Raw genomic sequence first — 22,222 nt, forward strand, 5'->3', positions numbered from 1 at the left:
CATGCCATAGGAGGATCTCATGACAAAAGGGCGGGTTACCGTCATCGACATCGCCAAGGCCGCCGGCGTTTCGAAGTCGACCGTTTCCCTGGTGTTGCAGGGGTCTTCGCTGGTCAACGACGCAACGCGCGCCAAGGTCAATTCGGTGATGCGAGATCTCGGCTACGTCTACAATCGCGGCGCAGCCAATCTCAGGCAGTCGGGTTCAAACTCGAAGATTATTGGCGTCGTCGTCAACGACCTCACCAACAGCTTCTTTGCCGAACTGGCCGTCGGTGTCGACATGGTCGTTCAGTCCGCCGGCTTCGTCCAATTCCTCTCCAACACGAGCGAGAACCTCGACCGTCAGCGGGAAGTCATCGCATCCATGCGCGAGCACGGCATCTCCGGTCTGATCCTGTCGCCGGCGCGCGGCACGGAAGCCTCGGACCTGAAGCCGCTCGTAGCTTCTGGCATCCCCGTCGTGGTCGCGGTCCGAAACGTGCCGGGAGCGAAGGTTTCTTCCATCGCATCAGACAACCGTCAGGGCGTCTTCGCAGCCGTGCAGCATCTGGTGTCGCTTGGCCACAGCCGGATCGCGTTCCTCGGCGGCTTCCGCGACACCGCCGTTTTCCACGAGCGCCTCGAAGGGTATCGCGCCGCCGCTCGCTCGTGCCTGCTTGGACATGACGAGGATCTGGTCGTTGATTCCGCTCCCTCGCGGGCAGGCGGCGCCGAGGCGATCGGGCGGGCCTTGTCAATCGGCAGCAAGCCTACCGCCGCCGTTTGCTTCAACGACGCCGTTGCGTTCGGCGCCTGCGACGGCCTTCGGGCCAAGGGTATCGAGCCGGGCAAAGAATTCGCGGTCGTCGGCTTTGACGACGTCATCGAGGCAAAGACCGCCGTTCCGGCTCTCACGACGATTTCCGTCGACCCGCAGGGAATGGGACGTCGGGCGGCGCAACTGCTGCTCAAACAGATCAGCGCCGGCAAGGCCGAGGCGGAGACGATCGTATCGTCCGTCCGACTGGTGGTCCGCGAAAGCTGCGGTACTGGCAACGGCTCCACCCTCGGGAGGAAGCAGGCATGACTGTAGGTTGGGGACTGATCGGGGCGAGTACGATCGCGCGAGAGTGGGTCATCGATGCGATCCGCGCGGCAGATGGCAAGATATTGTCGGTCATGAGTTCGCACTTCGAGCGCGCACGCAAGTACGCCGCGGAGAATGGCATCGAAAACTCCACGACCGACCTGAACGATCTCCTTTCCAACGCCGACATAGACGCCGTCTACATCTCCACGACCAACGAGCTACATCGCGATCAGGCGGTCGCGGCGGCGCGGGCGGGCAAGCATATATTGTGCGAAAAGCCGCTGGCGATGTCCGTCCAGGATGCGAAAGCGATGGCCGATGCAGCCGCAAGCGCCGGCGTGGTCCTCGCGACCAACCATCATCTGCGCAATTCGGCCGCGCACACGGCTATTCGCGAGGCAGTCGCTGCCGGCAAGATCGGACGCCCCCTTTCGGCACGTGTCTTCCACGCCGGCTATCTGCCGATGCACCTGCAGGGCTGGCGTCTTGACAATCCCTCCGCAGGTGGAGGTGCGATCCTCGACCTCACTGTCCACGACGTGGACGCGTTGCGTTACGTGCTCGGGCGCAATCCGACGGAAGTCGTCGCCTTCGCGCAATCGGGCGGAATGACGCGCGAAGGTCTGGAGGACGCCGTGATGGGCGTGATCCGCTTCGAGGACGGCGTCATCGCGCAGTTCCACGACGGATTTTCCACCAAGTTCGTCGAGACGGGCCTGGAAGTGCATGGCACCGAAGGCTCGCTCGTCGGACGCAACGTCATGACCCAGCGCCCGGTCGGAACCGTCGTGCTGCGCACAGCCGACGGAGACAAGAACCTGCCGGTGGATGGTTCCAACCTTTACGAGGGCGTCGTCCGGACGTTCCATGCCGCAATGAATGAGGGCTCGCCTTCGGCCACGGCCGAGGACGGGATCTGGTCGCTGGCGACCGCACTTGCCGTCAAGAGGGCGGTTGCGACGGGTGCGGCCGTGAAAGTTGAAACAGGACTCAAAAGAACATGAGCAAGCACGTCACCCCGGCGCAAGCCGCAGCTCTCATCCCGGACGGCGCCATCGTCACCGTATCGTCGTCGAGCGGCCTCGGCTGCCCCGACCTGATGTTGAAGGCGATCGGCGAACGCTTCGATAAGACCGGCCATCCGCGTGACCTGACGACGCTACATCCGATCGCCGCCGGCGACATGAGCGGCATCAAGGGCGTCGACTACATCGCGAAGAACGGGCTTCTCAAGAAGATCATCGGCGGGTCCTATCCGTCAGGCCCGTCGAGCTCCGAACCACCTCTCATCTGGCAGATGATCACGAACAACGAGATTCCGGCCTACAACATTCCGTCGGGCATCATGTTCGACATCCACCGCGAGGCGGCGGCCAAGCGTCCGGGCGTGCTCACAAAGGTGGGCCTGGAGACGTTCGTCGATCCAAGCCGGCAGGGCTGCGCCATGAACGAACTGGGGGCCGGGGAGCCGGTGGTCAAGCGCGTGTCCTTCGAAGGCGACGACTATCTGTTCTTCCCGTCGATCGTTCCGCAGGTCGCCATTATCCGGGCGACGACCGCTGACGAGCGCGGCAACCTTACCTATGAGCACGAGGGCGCCTATCTCGGTGGTCTCGACCAGGCGCTCGCGGCCCGCAACAACGGTGGCATCGTCATCGCGCAGGTGAAGCGCCTCACGAAGGAAGGCTCGATGAAGCCCCATGACGTCCGCGTCCCCGGCATGCTCGTGGACTACGTCGTCGTCGATCCCGACCAGAAGCAGACGACCCAGACCGTTTATGACCCGGCGATCTCGGGGGAGATCTTCCGCCCGCTCGACACCTTCCGGGTGCCGGAATTCAACATCCAGAAGGTCATCGCCCGCCGCGTCGCGCAGGAGCTGCAGGCCGGCAGCTGCGTCAACCTTGGCTTCGGCATCTCGGCGAACGTGCCCCGCATTCTGATGGAGGAGGGGCTTTACGGCGCAGTAACCTGGGTCATCGAGCAGGGTGCGGTCGGAGGCGTTCCGCTGCTCGACTTCGCGTTTGGCTGCGCATCGAACGCCGATGCCTACATGCCGTCGCCGTACCAGTTCACCTATTTTCAGGGGGCAGGTTTCGACGCCTCGCTCCTGTCCTTCCTCGAGATTGGCCGGGACGGCTCGGTCAACGTGTCGAAGCTGTCCTTCCGTCCGCACGTTACAGCGGGCGTGGGCGGCTTCGTCGACATTACGGCACGTGCCAGGAAGATCGTCTTCTCAGGAATGTTCAATGCCGGCGCAAAACTCGCCATCGCCGACGGCAGGCTCGTGATCGAAAAGGAAGGCAAGCTCAAGAAGCTCGTCAACGAGGTCGAGCACGTGACCTTTTCCGGCAAGCGCGCGGTCGAGCAGGGTCAGGACATCACCTATGTCACCGAGCGGTGCATCATGAAACTGACGCCGAAGGGTATGGTGCTGACCGAAATCGCGCCGGGCGTCGATCTTCAGGAACACATCCTTGGCCAGTCCGAGTTCCCGCTGATCTTATCCGACGATCTCAAGGTCATGGACGCAAATCTCTTTGCCGAAGCCAACATTGGGCTCTCGCTTCCCAAGAAGAGCGCCCGCGTTTTGGAGGGCACCTACAATGGCTAGCGGAACGGTGAAGGTCGAAATCGAAGGTCATGTCGCGACGATGACGGTATCGCGGCCGGAGAAGCTGAACGCTCTCGACCTCGACATGCTCAAGGCGCTGTCTGAGGCTGCTGACGAGGCTGAAGCCAACGCCCAGGTCCGTGTCGCGATCCTGACCGGCGAAGGCAAGGGGTTCTCCGCGGGCGGCGACATCAAGGCCTGGGGCGGCATGCGACCGGAAGAGTTTGGTCATGCATGGGTCCGCCACGGCCACCGCATCTTCGAACGGCTTGCAACGCTGCGCGTGCCGCTTGTCGCCGCTCTCAACGGTCATGCGCTTGGCGGTGGTCTTGAACTTGCAGGCGTCGCGGATATTCGCATCGCCGAACAGCAGATCAAGATCGGACTTCCCGAGACCGGCCTGGGCATGGTTCCGGGCTGGTCTGGCACCCAGCGTCTGGTCAAGCGCTTCGGCGCCCAGGTCGTGCGCCGCATGGCCCTTGGCGGCGAGATCTTCACCGCCGATGAAGCGCGCGCTCTCGGCATCGTCGATGCGGTCACCACCACGGGCAACGCCGTCGAGGCAGCCAAGGTCTACGCGGCTCGCATCGCTGCACGCGGCCCGGTGGCGCTCGAAGTCGTCAAACTCATGATCGCCTCGGCCAATGGCGAGGACAACGGAACCGCCGTCGAGGCGCTCGGCTCGATCCTCGTCGCGAAAACCGGCGATCTCAAGGAGGGTGTCGCGGCCTTCACGGAGAAGCGTCCCGTACAGTTCAAAGGAGAATGGTAATGACTGTTCTGGTTACCCCCAAGGCACTCGCCGACCACAACGCCCGCGACTTCATGATGCTGATCGACGGCAAGTGGGAGGCCGGCGGCTGCCAGCCGTTGGAACGCCTCGCACCGAGCCACGGCGTCGTCGTCAGCCGCTACCCGAGGGGAACGAAGGCTGATGCCGAACGCGCGATCGCCGCTGCGCGCAGGGCCTTCGATCATGGCCCCTGGCCGCACATGACTGCATCCGAGCGCTCGGCTGTTCTTCTCAAGGCTGCCGATCTGATCGCCGCACGCTCGGAGGAGCTCGCCTATCTCGACGCCATCGAAGCTGGAAAGCCGATCTCGCAGGTCCGCGGCGAGATCGGCGGTGCCGTCGACATCTGGCGCTACGCCGCTGCGCTCGCCCGTGACCTGCATGGCGAGAGCTACAACACGCTCGGAGACGGCACTCTTGGCATCGTCCTTCGCGAAGCGATCGGCGTCGTCTCGATCATCACGCCGTGGAATTTCCCGTTCCTGATCGTCGGCCAGAAGCTGCCGTTTGCTCTGGCCGCCGGCTGCACGACGGTGGTCAAGCCTTCCGAGCTGACCTCGGGATCGACGCTCGTGCTGGGCGAAATCCTGCAGGCAGCCGGTCTTCCGGACGGCGTGGTCAACATCGTCACCGGCACAGGCCCGGAGGTCGGCGCGATCATGACGACGCATCCGCAAGTCGACATGGTTTCCTTCACCGGTTCGACCGGTGTTGGAAAGCTGACGATGTCGAACGCGGCGCAGACGCTGAAGAAAGTCTCGCTCGAGCTAGGCGGCAAGAACCCGCAGATCGTATTTCCCGATGCCGATCTCGACGCCTTCATCGACGCCGCTGTCTTCGGCGCGTACTTCAACGCCGGCGAATGCTGCAACGCAGGCTCCCGACTGGTCCTGCACAAGAGCATCGCCTCCGACGTGGTGAAGCGCGTCGCCGAACTGGCCAAGGACGTCAAGGTGGGCGACCCGCTCGATTCAAGCACGCAGGTCGGCGCGATCATCACGCAGCAGCACCTCGAAAAGATCAACGCCTACGTGGCCGGTGCAAAGAGCAGCGGAGCGAAGGTAGTTCATGGCGGCGAAGCTGTCGATTTCGGAATGGGCCAGTTCATGGCCCCGACCATCCTCGAGGCGGTTACGCCTGATATGACTGTCGCGCGTGAGGAAGTCTTTGGTCCCGTCCTTTCCGTGCTGGCCTTCGAAACGACGGCCGAGGCAATCGAGATCGCAAACTCCATCGACTACGGTCTTTCCGCCGGCGTATGGAGCCGCGATTTCGACACCTGCCTGACGATCGGCCGCAAGGTGCGGGCAGGGACGGTGTGGATGAACACCTTCATGGATGGCGCTTCGGAGCTTCCCTTTGGAGGTTACAAGCAGTCGGGCCTCGGCCGTGAACTGGGCCGCCACGCGGTGGAAGACTACACCGAGACGAAGACGCTCAATATGCACATCGGCGCCCGCACGAGCTGGTGGATGCCGAAACGGGAAACGCTGGCCTAGGCCAGCAACGAGACTACGCCCGAGGAGGGCGGGTGATCGGTGCGGGAATGGGTCCTGCACCTTCCAAACATGCACTGGGAGGTTTTAATGCGCAGGTTTTTGACATCTACCGCTGTGATCGCGCTGGCATTTGCTGGTGGGACCGCAGTTGCGCGGGCCGACGACGCAAAGGAAGTGCAGATGCTGCACTGGTGGACGTCGGGCGGTGAAGCTGCGGCGCTCAACGTGCTCAAGGAGGACCTTTCCAAGGAAGGCTTTGCCTGGAAGGACGTGCCGGTGGCCGGCGGTGGCGGTGATGCTGCCATGACCGCGCTCAAGGCGATGGTTGCGGCAGGCAACTATCCGACCGCCTCGCAGATGCTCGGCTATACCGTTCTCGACTACGCCCAGGCCGGTGTCATGGGCGATCTTACCGAGACGGCGACGAAGGAAGGATGGGACAAGTCCGTTCCCGCAGCTCTCCAGAAGTTCTCCGTCTATGACGGCAAGTGGGTTGCTGCTCCTGTCAACGTCCACTCCGTCAACTGGCTTTGGATCAACAAGGCCGTGATGGACAAGATCGGCGGCACTGAGCCGAAGACCTTCGACGAGCTGATTGCCCTGCTCGACAAGGCCAAGGCTGCCGGCGTCATTCCGCTCGCTCTCGGCGGTCAGAACTGGCAGGAAGCGACGATGTTCGATTCGATCGTGCTTTCCACCGGCGGGCCGGAATTCTACAAGAAGGCCTTCAACGACCTCGACGAAGAATCGTTGAAATCAGACACGATGAAGACGTCCTTCGACAATCTTGCCAAGATCATCAAGTATGTCGACCCGAACTTCTCCGGCCGTGACTGGAATCTGGCGACCGCCATGGTCATCAAGGGCGATGCGCTGGTTCAGGTCATGGGCGATTGGGCCAAGGGCGAATTCGTCGCGGCGAAGAAGACGCCGGATACCGACTTCCTCTGCTACCGCTTCCCGGGCACAAACGGCAGCGTGATCTACAACTCCGACATGTTCGGCATGTTCGACGTTCCCGACGACCGCAAGGCCGCGCAGGTAGCGCTGGCGACCGCGACGCTGTCGAAGAGCTTCCAATCGGCCTTCAACGTCGTCAAAGGTTCGGTTCCGGCCCGTACCGATGTTCCCGACACGGACTTCGACGCCTGCGGCAAGAAGGGCATTGCCGACCTCAAGGCTGCCAATGAAGGCGGCACGCTGTTCGGCTCGCTGGCCCAGGGCTACGGCGCTCCTCCGGCGGTAGCCAATGCCTACAAGGATGTCGTTTCCAAGTTCGTTCATGGACAGATCACGACCTCTGACGAAGCTGTCGCCCAGCTCGTCCAAGCGATCGACGACGCACGCTAAGCACGGCTGAACGTCTTCCCCGCGGCAATCGCGGGGAAGACATCTCGGTCGAATACCCCTCGGAGGGATGAATACCATGAGCAGTGTCGCTACCAGTGAACCCATTATAACGCGCGGGAAGGCTACGACGGTGCGTGCGCAGCTCCAGAACGCGTTGCCGCAGATCGTGCTGGCGCCGAGCTTCCTGATCACGATCATTTTCGTCTACGGCTTCATCGCTTGGACGGCGTATCTGTCCTTCACCAATTCAAAGACATTTCCATCCTATGCGCTGACAGGGCCACGCGCCTATCAACGGCTCTGGCGCTGGACGTTTGAAAGCGATCCGCCCTCCAGCTGGTATACCTCGATCACCAACATGGCGATCTTCGGCTTCCTTTATGTCGGCATCTGTTTAGCACTCGGCCTGTTTCTGGCGATTCTGCTCGACCAGAAGATCCGCGGCGAGGGGCTGTTGCGGCCAATCTTCCTGTACCCGATGGCGCTTTCCTTCATCGTCACCGGTGTTGCCTGGAAATGGTTCCTCGACCCCGGCCTGGGACTTGAGCAGACGCTGCATCAATGGGGTTGGACGAGCTTCCATTTCGATTGGATCAAGAACAAGGATTTCGTCATCTATACCGTCGTGATCGCCGGCGTCTGGCAGGCTTCCGGCTTCGTGATGGCGATGTTTCTCGCGGGCCTGCGCGGCATCGATAGCGAGATCATGAAAGCCGCCCAGATCGATGGGGCAACGACCTTGCAGCTCTACAGACGCATCGTCATCCCGATGCTGCGACCGGTCTTCCTCTCGGCCTTCATCGTGCTCGCCCATATGGCGATCAAGTCTTACGACCTCGTGGTCGCACTGACCTCGGGCGGTCCCGGTGGCTCGGCCTGGCTGCCGTCCAACTTCATGTACGAATACACCTTCAAGCGCAACGAGATGGCCGTCGGTTCGGCAAGCGCGATCATCATGCTGATGACGATCTCGGCCATCATCGTGCCCTATCTCTATTCCGAACTGAGGGAGAAGGCGCGATGAGCACCGTTGCCTCTTCAGCAACCACATCGCAAGGCGGCAATGGCCGCCGGTGGATCGGCCGCACCATCATCTACGGCCTGCTGCTGATCTTCGCGATCCTCTACCTGATGCCGCTCTTCGTGATGCTGGTCACCTCGTTCAAGACCATGGACGAGATCCAGAACGGCAACATGCTGGCATTGCCTCGGTCGCCGACCTTCGAGCCCTGGTTCAAGGCCTGGGGCGAGACCTGCGTCGGCCTGACCTGCGCCGGCATCAAGGGCTATTTCTGGAACTCGATCAAGATGGTCGTTCCGGCCGTGGCGATTTCCACCATCCTGGGCGCGCTCAACGGCTATGTGCTGACCAAATGGCGCTTTCCGGGTCACACGCTCGTGTTCGGCTTGATGCTGTTTGCCTGCTTCATCCCGTTCCAGTCGGTGCTGCTGCCGATGGCGACGATCCTCGGTAGCCTCGGCCGCTTCGGTGCCACGCTTCAGAACGCCACGGGCATGAGCTTCGGCTTCGGCAATCCGACCGTCAATCTGGTCTTCGTGCATGTCGTTTACGGTCTGGGCTTCACGACGCTGTTCTTCCGCAACTACTACGAGGCCTTTCCGACTGAACTGGTCAGGGCCGCGCAGGTCGACGGCGCCAGCTTCTTCCAGATCTTCCGTCGCATCATGCTGCCGAATTCGCTGCCGATCATCGTCGTCACGGTGATCTACCAGTTCACCAATATCTGGAACGACTTCCTGTTCGCTTCCGCCTATGCCGGCACCGGTGAATCCATGCCGATGACGGTGGCGCTCAACAATGTCGTGAATACCTCGACCGGTGTGGTCGAATACAATGTCAACATGGCCGCCGCCATGATCGCCGCCGTGCCCACACTCATCGTCTATATTCTCGCCGGCCGCTATTTCGTACGCGGTCTGATGGCGGGCGCCGTGAAAGGATAATCCAATGGCCTTCCTCAACATCTCCGGCCTCAGAAAGCGCTATGGCGCCGTCGAGATCCTCAAGGGCATCGATCTCGAACTCGATAAGGGCGGCTTTCTCGTGCTGGTCGGTCCCTCCGGTTGCGGCAAGTCGACCTTGCTCAACACCATCGCCGGTCTGGAGACGATCACCGAAGGTGATATTCGCGTCGATGACCGCAGCATCGCCGACCTGCATCCCTCCAAGCGCGACATTGCCATGGTGTTCCAGAGTTATGCGCTTTATCCGAACATGACGGTGGCTGGAAACATCGCGTTCGGCATGGAAATGCGCGGGGTGCCGGCTGAGGAGCGCAAGCAGGCGATCGACAAGGTCGCCAAGGTGCTTCAGATCGGCCACTTGCTCGACCGCAAGCCAAGCCAGCTCTCAGGCGGCCAAAGGCAGCGCGTTGCAATGGGACGAGCTCTGGTACGTGATCCGAAGCTCTTCCTCTTCGACGAGCCGCTCTCCAACCTCGATGCAAAGCTGCGCGTCGACATGCGCACGGAGATCAAGCGGCTTCACCAGACGACGGGCAAGACCATCGTCTATGTCACGCACGATCAGATCGAGGCGATGACGCTGGCAACCAAGATCGCTGTCATGCGGGACGGCGAGGTCCAGCAGTTCGGGACACCAGCCGAGATCTACAACAACCCAGCCAACATGTTCGTCGCTGACTTCATGGGATCGCCGGCAATGAATCTTCTCTCCGGCATGATCACCAGGGACGCTTTCGGTCTGGCAGTCGCACTGGAACGCGCGGGCGGCGAAGCGATAAGGCTTCCAGTCTCTCCGACCATGGCCTCGCTGGCGACCTACGCGGACCGGGAAGTGGTGTTCGGAATCCGCCCCGAGGCTCTGACCGATCCGGAAGGCGCCGATCGAAACGCAAGGTCCATCTCTGAGAACGACTGCTTCATCGAGGTGGTCGAGCCGGCGGGATCCGACACATTCGCCGTGACGAAGCTTGGAGGAAAGGAAGTGGTCGCCCGTCTCAGGGCGGATGCGCGGATCAGGCCTGGAGTGATGGCGCGTCTCGCGTTCAACCTCGATAAGGCGGTGTTCTTCGATCCTCAAACCCAGGTCCGGATTGCTTAAGGCTGGTATTGAAATGAGCGGCACACCCGACATTGTCATCATCGGTTCAGGCATCGGCGGCTCTTCTGTCGCTGCCGGGCTGGCTTCGACCGGAGCGCAGATCCTGATTTTGGAAGCAGGCGACCATATCGCCGATCTTCCAGTGAACCGAGATCAACGCGCGATCTTTCAGCGGGGCCATTTCCGACCGAAGGAGACGTGGTACGAAGCCAACGGCAAGGGCTTCAATCCGGGCAACTATTACAATGTCGGTGGAAACTCGAAGTTCTATGGGGCGGTGCTGTCGCGCTACCGAAAGGAAGACTTCGAGGTGATCGAGCACCAGGAGGGCATCTCGCCCGCCTGGCCGTTCGCCTATGAAATCCTCGAGCCGTGGTACAGCCGTGCGGAGCGGCTCTACAACGTCCGGGGAACACTTGGCGAGGACCCGACGGAGCCTTACCATTCATTGGGATACGAGCATCCCCCCGTTCCCGACGAAGCACCGATCGCCGACGTCCGCGCCCGACTGAAGAAACGGGGGCTCCACCCGTCGTCGCTTCCGTTGGCCATCGATATCGACACCTGGCTGGCCAAGGCGAAGACCCCGTGGGACGCTCATCCCAACTCCAAGGACGGCAAGATGGACGCCGAAACGGCTGCGCTGTCCGTTGCGATGAAGCATGCAAACGTCACGCTACAGACGAACTCCCGCGTGGTCAGGCTGGAAACCGGCCCGAACGGACAGGTGACGAAGGTCCAGTACGTCAAAGACGGCCAGACGCTATCCGTCGCTCCGAAGATCGTCATTCTTTCGGCCGGTGCGGTCCAATCGTCCGTGCTGCTGCTCCGCTCGGCCAACGACCGTTTCAAGAAGGGGCTCGCGAACTCCTCTGACCAGGTCGGCCGGAATTTCATGAACCACAACTCTTCGGCGGTAATCGGCGTCTCGCCGACCTTCAGGAACACGTCGATCTATCAGAAGACGTTTGCCTTCAACGATTTCTACCTCTCGGACGGAAACGGCGGGCCGCCGCTTGGCAACGTCCAACTCTTGGGACGTGTCTCCGGCATGGTTCTCAAGGGATCGATGCCGCATGTCCCGGAGTGGGTGCTCAACCTCGTCACCGGTCATGCGATCGATTTCTATGCGATGAGCGAGGACATTCCCAATCCGGAAAGCCGCGTCGTGGTCGATGGAGATCGGGTGATCCTGCAGTGGCAGCGGACGAATTGGGCAGCCCATCTCGCACTCGTCGCGAAGCTGACGCAGATCCTGAAGTCCATCGGCTTTCCGATCGTTCTGGCGAGAGCGTTCGACAAGCGCACGCCTTCGCATCAGTGCGGGACGATCCGGATCGGCAAGGACCCTGCGACGGCGCCTCTCGACCCTTTCTGCCGCTCGTTCGATCACGACAACCTTTTCGTGGTGGATGCCAGCTTCCTACCGACGTCGGCCGCGGTGAACCCCGCGCTGACGGTTGCAAGTCAGGCACTTCGCGTGGCCGACCATATCGCATCCACGGACTTGCGAACATGAGCGGCTTTCAAATTCCATCGTCTGCTTCGATAGGACAGCAAAATGCGTTTCGATTACATCATCACGGGTGCCGGTCCGGCAGGCTGCGTACTTGCAAACCGGCTGAGCGAAGATCCGAGCGTCAACGTCCTTCTTCTTGAAGCGGGCGGCGGCGACTGGAATCCACTTTTCCACATGCCGGCAGGCTTTGCGAAGATGACCAAGGGGGTGGCGAGCTGGGGCTGGCACACCGTACCGCAGAAGCACATGAACGGCAGGGTGCTGCGCTACACGCAGGCGAAGGTCATCGGCGGTGGCTCCTCGATCAACGCGCAGCTCTACGCGCGAGGCAATGCGGTCGACTACGACACGTGGGCGAACGAGGACGGATGCGATGGCTGGGACTATCGTTCAATCCTGCCATACTTCAAGCGTGCGGAGGACAATGAGCGTTTCGCCGACGACTACCATTCCTACGGCGGACCGCTCGGCGTATCGATGCCCGTTTCTACCCTACCCATCTGCGACGCCTACATCCGGGCGGGGCAGGAGCTTGGCATTCCGTACAACCACGATTTCAACGGCCGGCAGCAGGCTGGCGTCGGCTTTTATCAGCTTACGCAGCGCAACCGTCGCCGATCGTCGGCGTCGCTCGCGTACCTGTCGTCGGCCAAGGACCGAAAGAACCTGAAGGTGCGCATGCATGCTCGCGTATCTCGCATCTTGCTCGAAGGCAGCCGTGCCGTCGGCGTCGAAATCGTCGGAAAGAACGGCGCCGAGATCGTCAGAGCGGAACGCGAAGTCGTCGTTTCTTCTGGCGCAATCGGATCGCCGAAGCTGCTTCTGCAGTCGGGCATCGGACCCGGCGAACACCTCCGCTCGGTCGGCATGAAGGTGCTGCACGACCTGCCGGGCGTCGGCGGAAATCTGCAGGATCACCTGGATCTGTTCGTCATCGCGGAATGCACCGGAGACCATACCTACGACGGCGTCGCCAAGCTTCACCGCACCCTTTGGGCGGGTCTTCAATACGTCCTCTTCCGCTCGGGACCCGTCGCATCCTCTCTGTTCGAGACCGGCGGCTTCTGGTACGCCGATCCTGACGCGCGCTCGCCCGACATCCAGTTCCACCTCGGTTTGGGCTCCGGGATCGAGGCAGGCGTAGAGCGCCTGAAGAATGCGGGCGTCACTCTGAACTCCGCATATCTGCACCCGAGATCGCGTGGGACGGTCCGGCTTTCGTCGTCGGACCCATCTGCCGCTCCACTGATCGATCCAAACTACTGGTCCGATCCCCATGACAGGAAGATGTCGCTGGAGGGGCTGAAGATCGCACGCGAGATCATGCAGCAGGCGGCGCTCAAGCCGTTCGTTCTGGCAGAGCGCCTGCCGGGTCCGAAGGTGATGTCGGACGAAGAGCTGTTCGAATATGGCTGCGCCAACGCGAAGACCGATCATCATCCGGTCGGCACCTGCAAGATGGGAACCGGTCCCGAGGCGGTGGTCGGTCTCGATCTAAAGGTCCACGGCCTTGAAGGGTTGCGCGTCTGCGACTCGTCCATCATGCCGCGCGTTCCATCCAGCAACACCAACGCTCCGACGATCATGGTCGGGGAGAAGGGCGCCGACATCGTCCGCGGCCTTGCGCCGCTTCCCTCCGCGATCTTCTCATACGAGCGCAACGATACCCGGCCGCGGGCGCGGGCGGACATCCGATAAGCGAAGAATGCCACCAGGCCCGGGAGGGCCGTATGCCAAAGGAGGAACGACGATGAACGAAGTGAAGGTAGCTGTTCTGGGCGGCTCGGGCTGGATGGGCAAGATTCATACCATGGCTTACCAGACTTTTCCTCATTTCCTCGGCGTCTCCGGCGGCACCGCTCGCGTCGTGGCGCTCGTCGAGGCCAATCCAGCCGCGGCCGAGGATCTCGCTCGCCGTGCTTCCGGCGCGAAGATCCTTCAGGACTGGAAGCAGGCCGTCGATGATCCGGAGATCGATCTGATCGACATATGCCTTCCAGACAGCCTTCACTATGAAGTGGCGAAGGCCGCCCTCGTCGCCGGAAAGCACGTCTATTGCGAAAAGCCTCTTGCAAACACCGCAGCGCAAGCCCGCGAACTGGCCGATATCGCGAGGGAAAAGGGCCTCATTACGCGCGTTGGGCACGCATTTCCGCGCAACCCGGTCCACGACCTAGCGAAGGAAATCATCGAGGCCGGCGAGATCGGCGAGATCAAGATGTTCAAAGGCTGCCAGCATGTCGACATGTATGGCGATCCGATGGCGCCTTTCATGTGGCGTGCCGATGGCAAACTCGCCCCGACAGGTATCGTCGGCGACACCGGCTCGCACATCTTCAGTTTCATGGATTTCCTCGTCGGTCGCGTCAGCTCGCTGATCGCAGACAACCTTATCGTCACGACGAAACGGCCGGTCGTGGAAGGACTGGCTTATGGCGAGCAGGTCCGGCTCAAGGGCGACGAGAAGTGGGAGCAGGTCACCAATCCCGACGCCACGAACCTTCTCTGCCGCTTCCAGAACGGCGCCGCCGGCATCGTCGACTTCAGCCGTGTCGCCACCGGCCGCAAATTCATGCAGACCTATGAAATCTATGGCACGAAGGGAAGCCTCGCCTACACCTACGACGAGGTGAACCGGCTACGCTTCTACACGAACAACGACCGGACCGGACGGGCCGGCTTCCGCGAGATTGACGTCGGCCCGGAAAACCCGACGTTCAGAGCGTTTCTTCCACTGCCGAACTTCGCGCTGGGATACAACGAGAGCAAGATCATCGAGGCCGCCGAAGTCGTGAAGTCGATCACGACCAACACGCCGATGTGGCCGACGTTCGAAAGCGGCCATCACATCTGCCAGATCGTCGACGCCTGCATGGAATCCTCGCGCTCGAAGCGCTGGATCGACATCCCGCTCGCCTGACAGAAGATTTCGCAAGGAAACGCCGATGACAATCGATGTCCCGCAACACATCCTCGACGCGCTGACCGACGTCGACATGCCGAGACTGTCGCCGGAGGCCACACCTTCGGAGACGGTCCGGCTTGCCGGCATAGACGTGCCCGTCTACAGGGCCGGCTGCGTCGTGGTGGGTTCCGGCGCCGCGGGACTGAGGGCCGCCGTCGAGATGAAGCGCCGCGGCGACGACGTGGTGATCATGAGCCAGAGCGCCTGGGGAGGCACGTCCGCCTGCTCAGGCTCCGACAAGCAGACCCTGCATACGGCAAACACGGCGGACCAGGGCGACAACTTCAAGGCCATGGCCCGTGCAATTCGCGCTGGCGGCGCCATGGACGAAGATACGGCCTATGTGGAGGCTGTTGGATCGGCCCGCATGATGGCCACGCTGCAGTTCCTAGGCCTGCCGCTTCCTCAGGACCCCCTTGGAGGCACGCTTCGCTATCAGACGGACCACGATGAGGTCGGTCGGGCGACGAGCTGCGGTCCACGCACCTCACGCCTGATGGTGAAGGTACTGGCGGATGAGGCCATCCGTCTTGGCGTCCCGTTCTTCAACCACACCACGGCCATGAAGATCCTGACGGAAGGCGAGGGCGATCTCCGCCATGTGGTCGGCGTCATTGCCTTCAGGGCGAGCGACCGGACCGATACCAATCAGTTCGGCGTCGCCCTCTTCGCGTGCGAGGTTCTCGTTCTTGCTTCGGGCGGACCAGGCGAGCTCTATCGTGACAGCGTCTATCCCAACGGCTGTTTCGGGTCTCTCGGACTTGCCCTTCAGGTGGGCGTCGAACTCGTGAATCTCACGGAGAGCCAGTTCGGTATCGGAACGCGCAGGGAAGGATTCCCTTGGAACTTGTCCGGAACCTATGTGCAGGCGATCCCACACATCTACTCGGTCGATGCGGAGGGAAACGAACATCACTTCCTTGCGCAATACTATCGCACGACGCAGGAAGTGGCCTCGAACGTCTTCCGCAAAGGTTACCAGTGGCCGTTCCACTCCACGCGGATGCTCGACTTCGGCTCGAGCTTGGTAGACCTCGCGATCTTCCGCGAGAGCGCGGCCGGCCGACGCGTCTACATGGATTTCAATCGCAATCCGCTTCCGGTGCCCGGCGACCTGCCGTTCGATCTCGAACGGCTCGACGACGACGTGAAGCGCTACCTCGGCAACGCGGGTGCAGGCCAGCAACTGCCGATCCAGCGCCTGCGTCACATGAACCCGCTCGCGATCGAGCTCTACCGTCGCTACAAGATCGATATCGCGGCCGAACCGCTGGAGTTCGGGGTCAACAACCAGCATATGAACGGCGGCGTCATGGTTGACACGTGGGGGCGGAGCAGTCTTGCTGGCTGCTATGCGATCGGTGAGGCGGCCGGGACGCATGGCGTCACGCGGCCCGGCGGCGCCGCACTTAACGCCGGTCAGGTGTTCGGAACGCGCGTCGCCGAGCATGTCGGTGCCAGCGGTCGGGCGAAAATCCCGTCTAAACGCGATCTTCGTGCAGTGGCGGGCGCCGGTGTTTTCGACCTGCTCGCCGTCCTAAAGGCCGACAGCCCCTTAAATGTCAAAGCCATTCGCTCGCACGTCCAGGCACGGATGAGCGACAAGGCCGGCCTTATCTGCGACAGCAAAAGTGTGTCGGAGGCGCTCGCCGCGGCCAAGCGTCTCAATGCGGAGATCCGCGAAAAGGGCATAGCTTACGATCGTCCGTCCGAGGCTGGCCGGGCGCTTCAATGGCAGCAGATGGCCCTGGCGTCGGAGGCCGTCCTTGAGGCGCTGGACTACTTCATTCGCAACGGTGGCGGCAGCCGCGGCGCACGCGCGATCTGCGATCCCGTTGGCGAGTGCGTTCCGCTATCGAGCGTGGGCCCGCTTCAAGAGTTTCGTTTCCGCAAAGAGCAGGACGCCCACCGCCAGGAGCAGATCGTCGTTCGCCTCGATGGCAAGCAGATGGCGGTCGCTACGCGTTCCAACCGCAAGTTCGACGAAACGGCCAAGTCCTTCTTCGAGCGCGACTGGCCAGCCTGGCTGACCGGTGGAATCTACGATCTCGGTCCGAAGTAAGGAAGCCGGAAATCCTCGCATCGGCAGCCAGACGGTCGCAGCCATCGGCGAAGCAATGGTGGAAATGTGGCCCCGACCGGCTCGAAAAATCAAGGCAGGGCTTCGCCTGCGATATCTTCAACACCGCCTTGCATATCCCGCAGCTCCTTGGCGAGCGGGCGACCGTCGGTTTTCTGACGAGGATCGGAACCGGCAGCTTCTCCAGGGCTTTCGCAGCCGAGCTGGTGGCCGACAGCCTCGACGTATGCTTCGTGCTTCGCGACACCCTCGTCAGGTGACGTTTCAGAGATCAGTTCTGAACGAGACGCTCGGATTGGCCATCCTAAAATGTATCTATCCAAATTGATCGAGTAGTCTTTTTGCTTCGACGAGATCACGAGTATCGAGACCTTCGGTGAACCACGCGTAGACCGGGGCGAGCAGGTCAAGGGCCTCTCGGTCGCCCCCGCGGTTGCTGTACAGCCGCGCCAGGCTAAGAGCAGCTCGCAATTCAAGCGATTTCGTACCTTCATCGCGGGCCATCGTCACGGCCCGCTTGAACCAACTTTCGGCAGTACCATCATCTGGATTTTGGCGCAGCAGGAGTTCACCCTTGGTGCGGAACAACTCGGGAAGTCGATACTTCGCGCCGGACTCGGTCATGCTCAAGCCCTGTTCCAACAGGTCCATTCCCTCGCTCGCCGCGCCACACTCGACACAAGCCTGCGCCAGGACACAGAGATTATGTTGCAAGCCAGCTGCCACACCCATCGCAGTGATCGCTGCAATTCCCTCGCGCATCTCTCCGATACCCTCCATCAAATTCCCCTCCTCAGCGAGCACCCAGCCGAGTTGGAACCTGCCCTCGGAGATCTCGCGCGCCAGGCCGAATTCCCTTGACAGCGCGATTGTGTTGCAAAGGGTGCGGCGCGCCTTGTCGGGCTCGTGCCGCAACAGATAGATATCGGTGAAGTTAGACAACGCCTGCGCTATCGTGAACGGATGGGACACTTCTTCGGCCAAGGCTACGGCGTCTCGGCATCGCTCGAGAGCTTGGTCAGGATAACCGCGAAGCCAAAGCATCTGCGCAGAGTAGTTCCTGCAGCAGACGCCTGGATCATGCCCTGTATAGATGTAAGTCAAGCGATGATCCCGATCCCGGTCGTAATTGGTGATGCCGTGATCCAGATGGTGTTCGGCCGCAGCGTTGTCTCCCATGTAAAACTTGGTGACCCATTGCCTATGGTGTGCTTCAAGGAGCAGGGCGTGATCGCCGGATGAACGTGCGAGCTCCAGGCATTGAAGGCCAAGTTCGTCAGCTGCGCGCAAATTGCCAGAAATCAAGTGATACGAGGCTTCACCGCAGAGCGCGACGAACAGTTGGTCCCTGTCACCCAGTTTTTCAGAAAGCGTGCGGGCTTTGGAAAAGGCCCGCAGGACCTCCGGCGATGCAAAGCCTCTGGTTGATATCATGGTCACGCCCAACGCTGTCTGCAGCTTAATCTCCTGTCGCAGGCGATCCTGTGAGTCCGGCAGGCAGGCAACGAGTTCGAGTCCCTTGTCCAAGTTGGCAATCGCTTCGGGATGGGCCGATCGCTCCAGGGCTTGTTGACCAGCCTTCAGCCAAAAGGCGACGGCTTGCTGAGGAAGGCCCGCGGCAGCGTAGTGGTGCGCCAGCGTCTCGGGCTCGGCCTCGGCAATCTCGGGGAACTGCACCTTCAGTTCGGAGGCGATAACGGCATGGATCTGCTGCCTTCGGCTCTTGAGGAGGCTCTGATAGGCGGTTTCCTGCACGAGCGCATGCTTGAACGTGTAGGTCGCCTCGGGTGGAACGCCACGTCGAAAAACGAGCTCGGATTCTTCAAGCTGCTGCAGGATGCCCTCGAGCCGGGCATCATCGTAACCGGTCACGGCAGACAGCAGACGATGCTGGAAGATACGGCCGATGCACGCGCCCATCTGAGCCACCTCCTTGACCGGAGGGAAACGGTCGAGGCGGGCCATCAGCGAGTCGTGCAGTGTCGACGGGATCGCAAGGGAGGGCAGCTGGCCCGAAAGGACATAGTGATCGCCCCTATCGATGAGCAGGCCTGACTCGAGAACAGTTTTAGTGAGTTCCTCGACGAACAGGGGCACGCCTTCCGTTTTGGCCAGGATCTGGTTTCTGACCTCTTTCGGCAGCGCTTTGCCGGCCACACGGTCGATTATTGCCGATCCTTGATCGCGATCGAGGCGGCTAAGGGGCAAAGCGGTGACGTACGAAAATAGAGTCCAACGCGGATGGAACTCGGGGCGGAAAGTGACGATCAGGAGGACCGGCAGGTCTTGAAGACCGTCGATCAGCATGTCGAGCCATTCGCTGCTCGTCGGATCGATCCAATGGGCATCCTCAACGCTCATTACGATGGGCTGAAGGGTTGCGAGTCCTTCGAGCAGTTGGATCAAGACCCTCAACGTGCGTGACCTCCGCGCCTGCGGCGTCAGCTTCAGGGGCGCGTAGCGGCCGGTGGTTTCGATCGACAACAATTCCGCCAGCAATGGTACCGCTTCGGCAATGTCGGAGACACCCTGTCGCAGCAGGGTTTCGAGCTTGTCGAGGTTCGTGTCAGAACTGTCGCTGCGCACCAGTCCTGCAGCGCGCGCGAGCTGCTTCGTGACGGGGTAGAGCGCGCTGTTAATGTGGTAGGGGGAACAGAAATAGCGCATCCGTGCGTGGGGCTCGCCGCTCAATAGTTCTTCCAGCGCGGCAGTCAGTCGCGACTTGCCGATGCCGGGTTCACCGGACAGCAAGACCACTTGGCCCTTTCCGGCACGAGCCTGCTGCCAGCGTTGAACAAGAAGCCCAAGCTCCTCGGTTCGCCCAACCAGCGGCGTGGCTACACTGTGAAGCGCATCAAAACGTCCCTCCGTATCGGCCTCGCCGATGATGCGCCAAGCTGGAACCGGAGTTGCGAAACCCTTGAGGTGGCGATGGCCCAGATCGATCGCGTCAAACAATCCGAGCACGAGCCGGTGCGTGCCGCCGGCGACCACGACGGTGTCGGGATCGGCCATGGCCTGCAAGCGTGCCGCCAGGTTTGGCGTTTCACCGGTGACGGCCTCTTCCTGCGCAGATCCTTCGCCAATCAGGTCGCCGACCACGACCAGACCAGTGGCAATGCCGACGCGAGCTGCAAGGCGTTCACCGAGCAGCGTCGTCAAACTCGCGGTCGCCGCCACTGCGGCCAGACTCGCGCGTACCGCCCGTTCGGCATCGTCTTCGTGCGCGCGCGGCCAGCCGAAATAAGCGAGCACGCCATCGCCCATGAGCTTGGCAACATAGCCCTCGTAGCGTGCAATCTCGGCCGATACGGCAGTCTGGTAGGCACGGATGACGTCACGCATTTCTTCCGGATCGAGCCGCTGTGACAGCTCGGTCGAGCCCACCAGGTCGATGAACATCACTGTCAGCTGCCGCCGCTCAGCCTCACGTGCAGGCAGCACAGGCCCCGGAACCGGCACGGAACTCAGGGGCGAGGCGGTATCGTCATCGAGCGCGGCAATCGCCGCGAGGATCTTGCGGCGCGGGCCGATGGGTAGATCCAGCTCTCTCAGATCTTGCTCTGTGAGGTGCCGAAGCGCATCGAAATCAACTTCGTTCGCAGTGAACACTTCTGCGTACTTGTCCAATCCGAGGCGGGCCAGCCAAGAGGCGACATCCGGCATGAGATTACCTCGCTGGTCGGAAAATCTATCATGACCCTCGCGAGCCGTACAGCAACACTCCGCAATTCAGGTTTTCGCTTTCGCAGCAAACACCCGAGGTGGCTCGGGCGAATGTCCGATCGCAAGGCCGAAGCGCCTTTGATGGTGAACCTGGAGGTGAAAAGTCCTTGTGACTATTGACGAAGCGTTAACTGGTGGCACGGGCTGCGATATGGTTTAATGCGGACCCATCAAACGGCGCACGAAATGAAGGTACGCGAGGACATGCTGCCGTGAGCGCCACAAGACTGCTACTGATCCTGCCGCTGATGGCGACGTTCATCTACCTTGCCCTTGTAGGCTTGGTGTACTTTTCTCAGCGTGCTCTCCTCTTTCCCGGCGCCAGCGCCACACCCACTCCGGAGCGTACGCGCTGGGGCGAAAACGTATATATCCAGACGCCGGACGGAGAGGCGCTTCATGGACTCTACAGCCAGGGCGAATTCGACAAACCCTGCGTGCTCCTCTTTTTCGGAAATGGTGACCTCGTCGACAATTACGGCTTTCTCGCGCGGGCGCTGGCTGCGCGAGGCGTTGGAATGCTGGCCATTTCCTACCGGGGTTATCCGGATTCGACGGGCTCGCCGAGCGAGGAGGGGCTGCTGACCGACGGCATTGCCGCGTTTGACTGGCTTTCAGTACGGTCCAAAAGCGAGATCATTGTGCTAGGCCGATCGCTTGGCACCGGCGTCGCAGTGAACACGGCCGGGCAGAGGCCGGCCCTCGGGGTGATCCTGGTGTCCCCATACCTTTCGGTTCTGTCAGTGGCGCAGACGCATTATCCGGTCTTTCCGGTTGCACTTCTTATCAAGGATCCCTTCCGTTCGGACATCAAAATCGCGAAGGTGAGACAACCGAAGCTGTTCATCCACGGTCGACGTGACGACAGCATTCCTTTATCTTCGGGCGAGGCGTTATACCGCATCGCACCCGAACCCAAGCAAATGCTGATCTATGACGGTGCGGGTCACAACGACATCTTTAACGACGGCATGGTGCGCGACATGATCCGCTTCATCGAGACGCTGAGAGACGTCCTCTAGCAAGGCTGTTGAAGAAGTCAGTCGCGTTCGCAGGCGAAGCCCGAATCGTTTCCGTTGTGGATGTAGAAGTGCCCGACGTCCGGCGGAGACGAGAGCAGCCCATCCGCGACCACAGGCCGGGTCGCTCTCGTCTTGTCCCTCCCACGAGAACTCCGCGCAGGCTGATCCGTCGCGTGCGCCGTAGCCGACATCTTCTCCCAAAATGCCTTGAGAACCTAAAGCGCGACGGGGTCGTCTACCGGTCCATTTCGGGATCGAACGTCTCGATAGATACCTCGATCATTTGCCGAAGCGACCGGCTACGGCGTTGGCCCGGCAACTCCGGCGGAACTGGACCGGCATTGAGCTAGACAGCCGCTGATGTCGCACCACCAACGAGCGGCTTGCCTGACAGCAGCATCACCGGGCGGCGCCACCCCCAACAACCCGCCGACCAGAACACCGGTCGGCGGCCGCACGTTCCAATGGTCCGAGCTCGCTGTGCTTCGCACCGGACC

The 22,222-nt window shown here is 61.5% G+C and carries 15 protein-coding genes; 14 read left to right on the plus strand and 1 reads right to left on the minus strand.

The window, feature by feature from the left end:
* The first annotated feature begins 19 nt into the window (after window positions 1-19).
* From AM571_RS08395 to AM571_RS08455, 13 genes are all read left to right on the plus strand, one after another.
* Window positions 20-1,069 (plus strand): LacI family DNA-binding transcriptional regulator, encoded by a 1,050-nt coding sequence (locus AM571_RS08395; RefSeq protein ID WP_074061006.1) that lies wholly within the window; start codon window positions 20-22, stop codon window positions 1,067-1,069.
* Window positions 1,066-2,076 carry a Gfo/Idh/MocA family protein gene (locus AM571_RS08400; RefSeq protein ID WP_074061007.1) on the plus strand — a complete coding sequence of 337 codons (1,011 nt, stop codon included), beginning with the start codon at window positions 1,066-1,068 and terminating at the stop codon, window positions 2,074-2,076. Before AM571_RS08395 ends, AM571_RS08400 begins: the two co-directional genes overlap by 4 nt.
* A complete protein-coding gene (locus AM571_RS08405) occupies window positions 2,073-3,686 on the plus strand; it encodes an acyl CoA:acetate/3-ketoacid CoA transferase (RefSeq protein WP_074061008.1) in 1,614 nt (537 codons plus the stop codon). The genes AM571_RS08400 and AM571_RS08405 overlap by 4 nt, the downstream gene beginning before the upstream one ends.
* Window positions 3,679-4,458 carry an enoyl-CoA hydratase/isomerase family protein gene (locus AM571_RS08410; RefSeq protein WP_074061009.1) on the plus strand — a complete coding sequence of 260 codons (780 nt, stop codon included), beginning with the start codon at window positions 3,679-3,681 and terminating at the stop codon, window positions 4,456-4,458. The genes AM571_RS08405 and AM571_RS08410 overlap by 8 nt, the downstream gene beginning before the upstream one ends.
* The gene (locus AM571_RS08415; protein ID WP_196776313.1) at window positions 4,452-5,978 is read left to right on the plus strand and encodes an aldehyde dehydrogenase family protein; all 1,527 of its coding nucleotides are present in this window, start codon (window positions 4,452-4,454) and stop codon (window positions 5,976-5,978) included. Before AM571_RS08410 ends, AM571_RS08415 begins: the two co-directional genes overlap by 7 nt.
* Window positions 5,979-6,065: 87 nt before the next feature.
* Window positions 6,066-7,328 carry an ABC transporter substrate-binding protein gene (locus AM571_RS08420; protein ID WP_074061011.1) on the plus strand — a complete coding sequence of 421 codons (1,263 nt, stop codon included), beginning with the start codon at window positions 6,066-6,068 and terminating at the stop codon, window positions 7,326-7,328.
* 76 nt (window positions 7,329-7,404) lie between these two features.
* A complete protein-coding gene (locus AM571_RS08425; RefSeq protein ID WP_074063131.1) occupies window positions 7,405-8,352 on the plus strand; it encodes a carbohydrate ABC transporter permease in 948 nt (315 codons plus the stop codon).
* Entirely contained in the window at window positions 8,349-9,293 is a 945-nt protein-coding gene (locus AM571_RS08430) for a carbohydrate ABC transporter permease (protein WP_074061012.1), read from the plus strand. Before AM571_RS08425 ends, AM571_RS08430 begins: the two co-directional genes overlap by 4 nt.
* Window positions 9,294-9,297: 4 nt before the next feature.
* Window positions 9,298-10,413, plus strand: coding sequence for an ABC transporter ATP-binding protein (locus AM571_RS08435; RefSeq protein WP_074061013.1), 1,116 nt, complete (start codon window positions 9,298-9,300; stop codon window positions 10,411-10,413).
* Window positions 10,414-10,426: 13 nt separating this feature from the next.
* Window positions 10,427-11,932, plus strand: coding sequence for a GMC oxidoreductase (locus AM571_RS08440; protein ID WP_074061014.1), 1,506 nt, complete (start codon window positions 10,427-10,429; stop codon window positions 11,930-11,932).
* A gap of 42 nt (window positions 11,933-11,974) precedes the next feature.
* Window positions 11,975-13,630, plus strand: a complete 1,656-nt coding sequence (locus AM571_RS08445) for a GMC family oxidoreductase (protein ID WP_074061015.1) — start codon at window positions 11,975-11,977, stop codon at window positions 13,628-13,630.
* 52 nt (window positions 13,631-13,682) lie between these two features.
* Window positions 13,683-14,852, plus strand: coding sequence for a Gfo/Idh/MocA family protein (locus AM571_RS08450; protein ID WP_074061016.1), 1,170 nt, complete (start codon window positions 13,683-13,685; stop codon window positions 14,850-14,852).
* A 25-nt stretch (window positions 14,853-14,877) separates the two neighbouring features.
* Window positions 14,878-16,959 (plus strand): FAD-binding protein, encoded by a 2,082-nt coding sequence (locus tag AM571_RS08455; protein WP_074061017.1) that lies wholly within the window; start codon window positions 14,878-14,880, stop codon window positions 16,957-16,959.
* A 333-nt stretch (window positions 16,960-17,292) separates the two neighbouring features.
* Here AM571_RS08455 and AM571_RS08460 read toward each other — a convergent pair whose 3' ends face one another.
* On the minus strand, window positions 17,293-20,643 hold the full coding sequence (locus AM571_RS08460) for an adenylate/guanylate cyclase domain-containing protein (RefSeq protein WP_074061018.1): 3,351 nt from the start codon (window positions 20,641-20,643) through the stop codon (window positions 17,293-17,295).
* 272 nt (window positions 20,644-20,915) lie between these two features.
* On the opposite strand from AM571_RS08460, the gene AM571_RS08465 reads away from it, so the two are divergent.
* On the plus strand, window positions 20,916-21,725 hold the full coding sequence (locus AM571_RS08465) for an alpha/beta hydrolase (protein ID WP_074061019.1): 810 nt from the start codon (window positions 20,916-20,918) through the stop codon (window positions 21,723-21,725).
* Window positions 21,726-22,222 lie beyond the last annotated feature (497 nt).

It is taken from the genome of Rhizobium etli 8C-3 (assembly GCF_001908375.1).
Taxonomy (GTDB): Bacteria; Pseudomonadota; Alphaproteobacteria; order Rhizobiales; family Rhizobiaceae; genus Rhizobium; species Rhizobium etli_B.